Annotated in this window: 8 protein-coding genes and 2 pseudogenes; 7 read left to right on the forward strand and 3 right to left on the reverse strand. The window is 64.8% G+C overall.

Translation table 11 applies throughout. The features are described 5' to 3' along the window. From V7E26_RS27465 to V7E26_RS27485, 5 genes and pseudogenes are all read left to right on the forward strand, one after another. Positions 1 to 276, forward strand: a pseudogene (locus tag V7E26_RS27465) (hypothetical protein); the annotation flags it as partial. Positions 277 to 602: 326 nt separating this feature from the next. Then, a complete protein-coding gene (dxs, locus tag V7E26_RS27470) occupies positions 603 to 2,549 on the forward strand; it encodes a 1-deoxy-D-xylulose-5-phosphate synthase (RefSeq protein WP_324422404.1) in 1,947 nt (648 codons plus the stop codon). Between the two features lie 63 nt (positions 2,550 to 2,612). After that, complete coding sequence (locus tag V7E26_RS27475) at positions 2,613 to 3,170, forward strand: nucleoside 2-deoxyribosyltransferase (protein WP_324422407.1); 558 nt, start codon at positions 2,613 to 2,615, stop codon at positions 3,168 to 3,170. A 20-nt stretch (positions 3,171 to 3,190) separates the two neighbouring features. After that, positions 3,191 to 3,928 carry a TlyA family RNA methyltransferase gene (locus V7E26_RS27480; RefSeq protein WP_324422409.1) on the forward strand — a complete coding sequence of 246 codons (738 nt, stop codon included), beginning with the start codon at positions 3,191 to 3,193 and terminating at the stop codon, positions 3,926 to 3,928. Next, positions 3,921 to 5,168, forward strand: coding sequence for a class I SAM-dependent RNA methyltransferase (locus tag V7E26_RS27485; protein WP_324422411.1), 1,248 nt, complete (start codon positions 3,921 to 3,923; stop codon positions 5,166 to 5,168). Before V7E26_RS27480 ends, V7E26_RS27485 begins: the two co-directional genes overlap by 8 nt. Positions 5,169 to 5,217: 49 nt before the next feature. On the opposite strand, the gene V7E26_RS27490 is transcribed toward V7E26_RS27485, so the two are convergent. Beyond that, positions 5,218 to 6,081 carry a DUF1194 domain-containing protein gene (locus V7E26_RS27490; protein WP_324422413.1) on the reverse strand — a complete coding sequence of 288 codons (864 nt, stop codon included), beginning with the start codon at positions 6,079 to 6,081 and terminating at the stop codon, positions 5,218 to 5,220. Positions 6,082 to 6,343: 262 nt separating this feature from the next. Between V7E26_RS27490 and clpS the strand changes: the two genes are divergently transcribed. Both clpS and V7E26_RS27500 read left to right on the forward strand, forming a co-directional pair. Continuing rightward, entirely contained in the window at positions 6,344 to 6,649 is a 306-nt protein-coding gene (clpS, locus tag V7E26_RS27495; protein WP_324422415.1) for an ATP-dependent Clp protease adapter ClpS, read from the forward strand. A gap of 48 nt (positions 6,650 to 6,697) precedes the next feature. Further along, positions 6,698 to 7,234 carry an REP-associated tyrosine transposase gene (locus V7E26_RS27500; protein WP_324422417.1) on the forward strand — a complete coding sequence of 179 codons (537 nt, stop codon included), beginning with the start codon at positions 6,698 to 6,700 and terminating at the stop codon, positions 7,232 to 7,234. 118 nt (positions 7,235 to 7,352) lie between these two features. On the opposite strand, the gene V7E26_RS27505 is transcribed toward V7E26_RS27500, so the two are convergent. Beyond that, positions 7,353 to 8,336, reverse strand: coding sequence for a hypothetical protein (locus tag V7E26_RS27505; protein WP_324422419.1), 984 nt, complete (start codon positions 8,334 to 8,336; stop codon positions 7,353 to 7,355). Between the two features lie 231 nt (positions 8,337 to 8,567). Next, positions 8,568 to 8,812: pseudogene (locus V7E26_RS27510) on the reverse strand (adenylate/guanylate cyclase domain-containing protein); the annotation flags it as partial.

An 8,812-nucleotide genomic window follows, 5' to 3' on the forward strand; every position in this document is an offset into this window, starting at 1 on the left:
GAGCACTACGACAAGTTTCGCTGGCAGTTCTTCCGCGTGCATTTCCAGTTCGTGATGGCCAACGAAGTGCCCAACGCCTACGACTTCTTCATGATCGTCTGCGGCCCGGTGCCGCTCAGCGGTCGCGTCGCCGCCCCGGATGCGGCGCTCGAGGTCGCGACCGGCGATTCTGTCGCACACGAACGGGCCTGGAAGACGATCGAATCGGCCATACTGGCGACTAAAAGTGCCGACGATTTGAGCAAACTGGAACCATCCGCCCGCCGCAGCGGTTGAAAAAAACGGACTTTTTGAGCGCGTACCCTGGAACCGATTCGCCGCTGCGGGTTGGCTTTGGCGGCCGCTTTGGTGTAAAGCTTCAGGTTAATGGGCTGGGGAGAGCAGCTTGCGTCCGGCTGTGTACGGCGACAAGCGCTTCAAATCGCTGAAGAAATGAACCGGGAAGGGTTAGAAGCTACTAACGTGATGCATATCACAGGGTTCAATCTGGAGTGCATCTAAGCTTTCAATCAGTTACCTGCCTGCCGAACTGGTAGCCGGGTCTGGATTCTCACGGCGCGGTTAACGCGCTTCCCATCTCGCGTCGGGCCATCGTCCCTGACATGCAAAATTGGAATATCGCTGTGACCACATTTAGCAAGACGCCGCTTCTGGACACCATTCGCACGCCCGACGACCTTCGCAAGCTCAAGATCGAGCAGGTACGGCAGGTCGCCGACGAACTCCGCCAGGAAACCATCGACGCCGTGTCGGTGACCGGCGGCCATTTCGGCGCCGGCCTCGGCGTCGTCGAACTGACCACCGCGATCCACTACATCTTCGATACGCCGCGCGACCGCCTGATCTGGGACGTCGGCCACCAGGCCTACCCGCACAAGATCCTGACCGGCCGTCGCGACCGTATCCGCACGCTGCGCACCGGCGGGGGCCTCTCCGGCTTCACCAAGCGCAGCGAGAGCGATTACGATCCGTTCGGCGCCGCGCATTCCTCGACCTCGATTTCGGCCGGCCTCGGCATGGCGGTCGCGCGCGACCTCTCCGGCGGCAAGAACAACATCATCTCCGTGATCGGTGACGGTTCGATGTCGGCGGGCATGGCCTATGAAGCCATGAACAATGCGGGTGCGATGAATTCGCGCCTGATCGTGATCCTCAACGACAACGACATGTCGATCGCGCCGCCGGTCGGCGCGATGAGCGCGTATCTGTCGCGCCTCTACTCCGGCAAGACCTACCGCACGCTGCGCGAGGCGGCCAAGCAGATCAACAAGCGCCTGCCGAAGATCCTCGCCAACCGCGCCAACCGCGTCGAGGAATACTCCCGCGGCTTCATGATGGACGGCGGCACGCTGTTCGAGGAACTCGGCTTCTACTATGTCGGCCCGATCGACGGCCACAACCTCGACCACCTGCTGCCGGTGCTGAAGAACGTCCGCGACATGGAGACCGGCCCGATCCTGGTCCACGTCGTGACCCAGAAGGGCAAGGGCTACGGCCCGGCGGAAGCCTCCGCCGACAAGTATCATGCCGTCGTCAAGTTCGACGTCGCGACCGGTGCCCAGGCCAAGGCCAAGCCCAATGCGCCGGCCTACCAGAACGTGTTCGGCCAGAGCCTCGTCAAGGAAGCCGAGAAGGACGACAAGATCGTTGCGATTACCGCGGCGATGCCGTCCGGCACCGGCGTCGACATCTTCAACAAGGCGTTCCCCGACCGCACCTTCGACGTCGGCATTGCCGAGCAGCACGCGGTGACCTTCGCCGCGGGCCTCGCCACCGAAGGATACAAGCCGTTCTGCGCGATCTACTCGACGTTCCTGCAGCGCGGCTACGACCAGGTGGTCCATGACGTCGCGATCCAGAGCCTGCCGGTCCGCTTCGCGATCGACCGCGCCGGACTGGTCGGCGCCGACGGCGCCACCCATGCCGGTTCGTTCGACAACGCCTATCTCGGCTGTCTGCCGAACTTCGTGATCATGGCGGCGTCCGACGAGGCCGAACTGGTGCACATGGTCGCGACCCAGGTTTCGATCAACGACCGGCCGAGCGCGGTGCGCTATCCGCGCGGCGAAGGCCGCGGCGTCGAAATGCCCGAGGTCGGCATTCCCCTCGAGATCGGCAAGGGCCGCGTCATCCGCCAGGGCAACAAGGTCGCCCTGTTCTCCTTCGGCACGCGTCTGGCCGAATGCGAGAAGGCCGCGGACGAACTCGCCGCCCATGGCCTCTCCACCACGATCGCCGATGCCCGCTTCATGAAGCCGCTCGACGTCGATCTGCTGCTGAAGCTGGCGCGCGACCACGAGGTCCTGCTCACCATCGAGGAAGGCTCGATCGGCGGCTTCGGCTCGCATGTCATGCAGACGCTGTCCGACCACGGCATGCTCGACGGCGGCCTGCGGATGCGCTCGATGATCCTGCCCGACGAGTTCCTCGATCATGACTCGCCGGCGGCGATGTACGCCCGCGCCGGCCTCGACGCCAAGGGCATCGTCGCCAAGGTGTTCGACGCGCTCGGCAAGGACTACAAGACCGAGTCGGTCAAGCTCGCCTGAGTTACCTCCCTTCGGATCTGACTTGCTCGGAACCGAAGGCTTGGCTCTTTTGCCGGTAATCCCATGAAGATCTATCTGGCAGGTCCCGACGTGTTCCTGCCGGATGCCGTCGAGATCGGACGCCGCAAGGCCGCGATCTGCGCCCGTCATGGTTTGACCGGGCTGTATCCGCTCGACAATGCCATCGACCTCACGGCCGCCGGCACCTCGCTCGCCATCTTCAAGGCCAATGAGGCGATGATGGACGCGGCGGATGCGATCATCGCCAATCTAACGCCGTTTCGCGGCCCCAGTGCCGACGCCGGCACCGTCTATGAACTCGGCTACATGGCCGGCCGCGGCAAGCTCTGCCTCGCCTACAGCAACGATCCCGCCCTCTACACCGAGCGGGTCGCGCGATCCTTTGCGGTGAAGAAAGCAGCCGCCGGCCATTTGATCGACGATGACGGATTGACGGTGGAGGATTTCGGCCTGGCGGACAATCTGATGATGATCCACACGCTCGATCTGCATGGTGCTAGACTGGTGACACCGCGACAACGGCCTGAAGATATCTGGCACGACCTCGCCTCGTTCGAGGCCTGCGTCGCGCTCGCGGCGGATCGCCGCATATCGGACTGACATTGGCTGCGAGAGACGACATGGCGACTTCAGCCCGCAAGCGCGTGGACGTGCTGCTCGTCGAGCGCGGCCTGTTCGAAAGCCGCGCCCGCGCCCGCGCCGCGATCGACGCCGGCGGCGTGACGGCCGACGGCAGGCCCGTGCTGAAGGCGGCGGAGTTGATATCGGCCAACGCGGATCTGTCGGCGCAGCCGGCGCACCCTTGGGTCTCGCGCGGCGGCGTCAAGCTCGCTGGCGCCCTGGAGCAGTACCCGATCGATATCGAGGGGCATGTCTGCCTCGACGTCGGCGCTTCCACCGGCGGCTTCACCGAGGTGCTGCTGGCGAACGGCGCCAGCCTCGTCTTTGCGATCGATGTCGGCCACGGCCAGTTGCACCCGTCGCTGCAGGGCCATCCCCGCGTCGTCTCGATGGAAGAGACCGACATTCGCAAGCTCGCGGATACGCGGCTGCCGGTGCGGCCCGATGTCGTCGTCATCGACGTCAGCTTCATCTCGTTGAAAGCGGTGCTGCCGGCGGCGCTCTCGCTCGCGGCGGCGCCCATGCATCTGCTCGCGCTGATCAAGCCGCAATTCGAGGCGGAGCGAAAGCATTCCAGGCACGGCATCATCCGCAACGCGATGGTGCATCAGGGAATCTGCGACGACATCTCGGCTTTCGCCGCCTCGCTCGGCTGTAGCGGCATCGAGGTGTTTCCCTCCTCCATCACCGGCGGCGACGGCAATATCGAGTTCTTCATGGGCGCGCGCCGTGGCTGACAGCGAGCGTCTCGTCATCGACCATGTCGGCCATCACGGCGACGGCGTCGTGACCGGCAGCGGCGGCAATATCTACGTGCCGTATACGCTGGGCGGCGAGACGATCGAGGCCGCTCCCGTCCCCGGCCACCATCCCGACCGGCGGCGGCTGCTCAAGGTCGAGATCGCGAGCGCACAGCGGATCGCGCCGTTCTGTCCGCATTTCGGCGTCTGCGGCGGCTGCGCGATCCAGCACTGGCAGGCCGAGCCCTATCGCGCCTGGAAGCGCGAACTGGTCGTGACGACGCTGGCGCAGTCCGGGATCGAATGCGAGGTGGCGCCGCTGGTGGACACCCATGGCGCCGGGCGCCGGCGCATCACGCTGCATGGGCGGATGGGAACGCACGACGTGCTCAAGGTCGGCTACGCCGCCGCCGGCGCGCACGACATCGTTCCGATCGACCGCTGCCCGATCCTCGACCCGCACCTGGACGGCGCGATCGAGGCGGCCTGGGCCGTCGCCGAGCCGCTGATCGCGATGGGGAAGCCGCTCGACATCCAGGTCACCGCGACCGAGAGCGGGCTCGATATCGACGTGCGCGGCTCCGGGCCGTTGTCGACCGCGATCATCACCCGCCTCTCGCGGATCGCCGAACAGAACCGGCTGGCGCGGCTGACGCGCCACGGCGAACTGGTGCTGATGCGGACACCGCCAGTCGTCACCATGGGCAGCGCCAGGGTCGCGCTGCCACCGGGCTCGTTCCTGCAGGCCACCGTGGCCGGCGAGGAAATGCTGGCCGCGCAGGTCGCCGACCACTGCAAGCGCGGCAAGAACATCGCCGATCTCTTTTGCGGCGTCGGACCGTTTGCGCTGCGGCTCGCCGCAAGGGCCAGGGTCGCCGCCTTCGACAGCGACGCCGGCGCGGTCGCGGCGCTGCAGAAGGCCGCGACCTCCACGCCGGGCCTGAAGCCGGTGAAAGCCGAGGCGCGCGACCTGTTCCGGCGCCCCCTGATGCCGCAGGAGTTGCGCGACTACGACACGGTGGTATTCGATCCCCCGCGGCAGGGCGCACAGGCGCAGGCGACCCAGCTCGCCGCGAGCAAGGTGCCGACGGTCGTAGCGGTGTCCTGCAACGTCACGACCTTCGCACGCGATGCGAAGATCCTGATTGAAGGCGGATACCGCATCGACGGCGTCACGCCGGTCGATCAATTCCGCCACACGCCGCATGTGGAATTGGTAGCGAAGTTCAGGAGATAAGCCGGCGCTCTTCACCCTCCCCTGGAGGGGCCCTCCCGGGAGGGTAGGATCAGCGCCCCCACCTGTCCTGCCAGATCTTCTCGCCGATCATGCAGTTGACGCGCGGCTCCTTGCCGGCGGCGGGGACGACGGGGCGCTCGGGCGTGCGGCTGGCGACTTCCAGCAGCAGCTTGGTGCGGATCGCCTCCTTGAACTTGTCGCGGTCCTTGATCGTCACCACGAACGCGCCGGGACCGCCGATGACGCAGTCCTCGTAATAGAAATCGAGATTGTCGATATCCATGGTGGAGTAAGACGGCTCTTTCACCATGATCGGCAGGCCGTTGATGACGATACCCTTTTCCACCGCGGCATCGCGCGCGAGCGTCACCGGCATGCCGTTGTTGTTGGGGCCGTCGCCGGAAATATCGATCACGCGCCGCAGGCCGCGGTGCGGGCTCTCGTCGAACAGCGGCATGGCGAAGTTGATCGCCCCCGAGATCGAGGTGCGCGACGCCCGGCGGATCGGCGTCTTGATGATTTCATTGGCGACGGCATCCGCGGTCTCGGGCCCGTCGATCACGCGCCACGGTATGATGATCTTCTGGTCCGTGGAGGCGGCCCATTCGAAATAGGTGACCGCGATCCGGCCGTTCGGGCCGCTCTTCAGCGCCTGCAGGAATTCCTTGGAGATGATGGCGTGGGCATAGCCTTCCCGCTGCAGCGCGAGTTCGTCCATGTCCATCGAATAGGAGACGTCGACGGCCAGGACGAGTTCGACGTCGACGGTCGGATTGGCATCCTTCTGGGCGGCCAGTTGGCTTCTATCGGCGCCGGGCTGATGGCCCGCCCGGTTCGCCGCGGCAAAACCCGGCATGTCGCCGGCGAGCACGCCAGCCGCAAGCAGGACCCCGATCGAGACATACCAGCGCATTGCTGCCCTCCCGTCGAATGTCAGTGATGGTGACACGCAAATTGTCCGACGCAAAGCGCTGAAATCATTTGTCCTTCACATTCGGGTTAGCATCGGGCCTTGTCCCGCGAGCGCCCGGTTTGAGGACAGCGCTGGAGCCTGTAAACTGGTCACGATGGCCCGTCAGCCGCGGGATCACGGCTTGGCGGAGCGTCTGGCGGAGTGCCGCGCGAACTGACGGCAGCACCGCACGGGATTCGTTCGATGCGAGGCGCTAGCGGAAATGGCCGATACCGTCGTCAAGCCAAAAACCAGGGTCAAGACCAGGACCGAGCGGCCACGCCTGCACAAGGTCATCCTGATCAATGACGATTACACGCCGCGCGAGTTCGTCGTCACGGTGCTGAAGGCCGAATTCCGCATGACCGAGGACCAGGCGCACAAGGTGATGATCACGGCGCACCGCCGCGGCGTCTGCGTGGTCGCCGTGTTCACCAAGGATGTCGCCGAGACCAAGGCGACCCGCGCCACCGATGCCGGCCGCGCCAAGGGCTATCCCCTGCTGTTCACGACAGAGCCGGAGGAATAATTTCCGTAGCCCGGATGGAGCGCAGCGCAATCCGGGGTAGACTGTCGTATGGTTTACTATCGGCGCAACTTCGTTCCCGGTGAAACGTTTTTCTTCACGGTCACGTTGAACGACCGAAGGTCATCGGCGCTCGTCGATCATGTTTCCCTGTTGCGCTCCGCATTTCGAAGCACGCACAACGAGCGGCCCTTTGTCGTGGATGCGATCGTCATTCTGCCGGACCACCTGCATGCAATTCTGACACTGCCGCCCGGTGATTCGGACTTCTCGGACAGGTGGCGACGGATCAAGGGAAGTTTCACGCGGAGCGTCATCGCAACGGGCGCTGAAATTTCGCGCGACCATCGCGGCGAATACGCACTTTGGCAAAAGCGATTTTGGGAACACACCATACGCGACGAACGGGATTTCGAACGTTGCGCCGACTATGTGCACTTCAATCCGGTCAAACACCGGCTGGCAACATCGCCGTCAGATTGGCCTTTTTCCTCGCTGCATCGCTACGTTCGCGCGGGTATTCTGGCGCCTGACTGGGGTGGAGACAGCGGCACGGATACGAGCAATTTCGGCGAGCGGAAAGACTGACCCGGATTTCGCTGCGCTCCATCCGGGCTACGGGATCGTGAACAGCGCGTAGCCCGGATGGAGCGCAGCGAAATCCGGGGCCATACGACGAAGCCGAAGAAAGGTCAGCGCCGCAAAATCACAAATATGCCGCCAGCCCGGCACCGGAACCGGAGCCGAGGCTGTTCTGTATCGATGCCGCCGTGCGGTAGTTCGCCGCGATCCGGTTGACGTAGTTCTCGTTGAAGCCGAGAACGCTTCGCTCCTCGGGGCTCATGTTCGAATAGTGTTGCAGCAGCGCCATGCTGCTGGCCCTGATGCCGTCGCCGCCGAACGCATTCACCAGGCTGCTTCGTGCGCGCTGATTGAGTTCGGCCTTCGCGGCGCTGGCTTCCTGCGCCGAGAACGACGCGTCACTGTTCAAGGCCACGACCGCAAGGGTGCGATTGTCGAAGTCGGTAAAATCCACTTGTTGGCCGGTCTGCCGGCCACCGGTGAATACCAGGTCCTTGCCGCTGTCCCGCGCACTGCCCGCCTGCGCATCGAGCATCACCCGCGCGTTGCCGGCCAGGGTAGCGGGACTTGAATCCGTGCCGGAAGCGACTTGCGTGGGCGCCTTGTCGAGCAGCGCTCGCACCGGATCGGCATCGTTGCCGGTTACTGGTGCCTTGCCGAAGCTTGCCCGGGCCGCGGCCAGGCCGTCCAGCACGGCCTGCTTCTGATCCTGCCAGGACATGGTCGCCTTCTCGTCGCTGCCAGCCTGATCGAGATAGTCCGACGCCGCGGCGTAAAGGCTTGCGTAACCCCCGTTGTGGCGGGCGATCACGACATGGGGCGACATCGCGTCGTTGAACCGCGACTGCAATGTCCTGGTCGCTGCCGTCGCCTCGTCCGTCGAGAACTGGCCGCTCGCATTATCAGAGATCACCGACAAGGTCGCGCGGGTCTGGCCGGAAAAGTCGACCGCGACCTGTCCATCGAGCATCGCCGATGACGTTCCGAGCGAAGCGTATTGCTGGTCGAACCAGGCGCGTGCCCGCGCGGTGAGGGTCGCGACCGTGGGCTGTTCGGTGTCCGCCGCCGTCTGTGCCAGATAGGCCTTGGCCTCGTCGGACAGCGTCACCGAGGTCGATGATGACGGCGAGGACGCATCGGCAGTGCTGTCAGTCGACGCAGGGCCGGCTTTCGACGCCGTGCTGACGGCCCCGTAGGCATTACCGGCATAGCTGAGGTAGGAGGCGGCGTTTGATCCAACCGAGATCGACAGGAAAGCCCCCTGCGGCGCGAGAAATGTTTAACCACCAATGAAGAAGTATGGTTAACGCCGCGTTAACTGCCCGCGCCCTAGCGAACGTCACGCCGCCGCGGACGTCTCGTCGGCGAGGCCAAAGACGCGCGCGGCCTTGGCGAAGCCTGCGACCGGAAACTCGCCGAGATCGCTCCACCCGCCACGGCAGATGCCGGCAAAACCTTCTGACGCGACGATCGTGCGCCGGGTCTGGCTTGCGATCTTTTCCAGCCGTGCCGCCAGATTCACCGCCGGCCCGATGCAGGTGAAGTCGAGCCGGTTGCCGCCGCCGATATTGCCGTAGAGGATAC

The sequence above is a fragment of the Bradyrhizobium sp. genome (assembly GCF_036735945.1).
GTDB lineage: Bacteria > Pseudomonadota > Alphaproteobacteria > Rhizobiales > Xanthobacteraceae > Bradyrhizobium.

Excerpts from the sequence above, each read along its gene's own strand:
- dxs (WP_324422404.1), top strand. The coding sequence starts at position 603 with ATGCAAAATTGGAATATCGCTGTGACCACATTTAGCAAGACGCCGCTT.
- V7E26_RS27475 (WP_324422407.1), top strand. The coding sequence starts at position 2,613 with ATGAAGATCTATCTGGCAGGTCCCGACGTGTTCCTGCCGGATGCCGTC.
- V7E26_RS27480 (WP_324422409.1), top strand. The coding sequence starts at position 3,191 with ATGGCGACTTCAGCCCGCAAGCGCGTGGACGTGCTGCTCGTCGAGCGC.
- V7E26_RS27490 (WP_324422413.1), bottom strand. The coding sequence starts at position 6,081 with ATGCGCTGGTATGTCTCGATCGGGGTCCTGCTTGCGGCTGGCGTGCTC.
- clpS (WP_324422415.1), top strand. The coding sequence starts at position 6,344 with ATGGCCGATACCGTCGTCAAGCCAAAAACCAGGGTCAAGACCAGGACC.
- V7E26_RS27500 (WP_324422417.1), top strand. The coding sequence starts at position 6,698 with ATGGTTTACTATCGGCGCAACTTCGTTCCCGGTGAAACGTTTTTCTTC.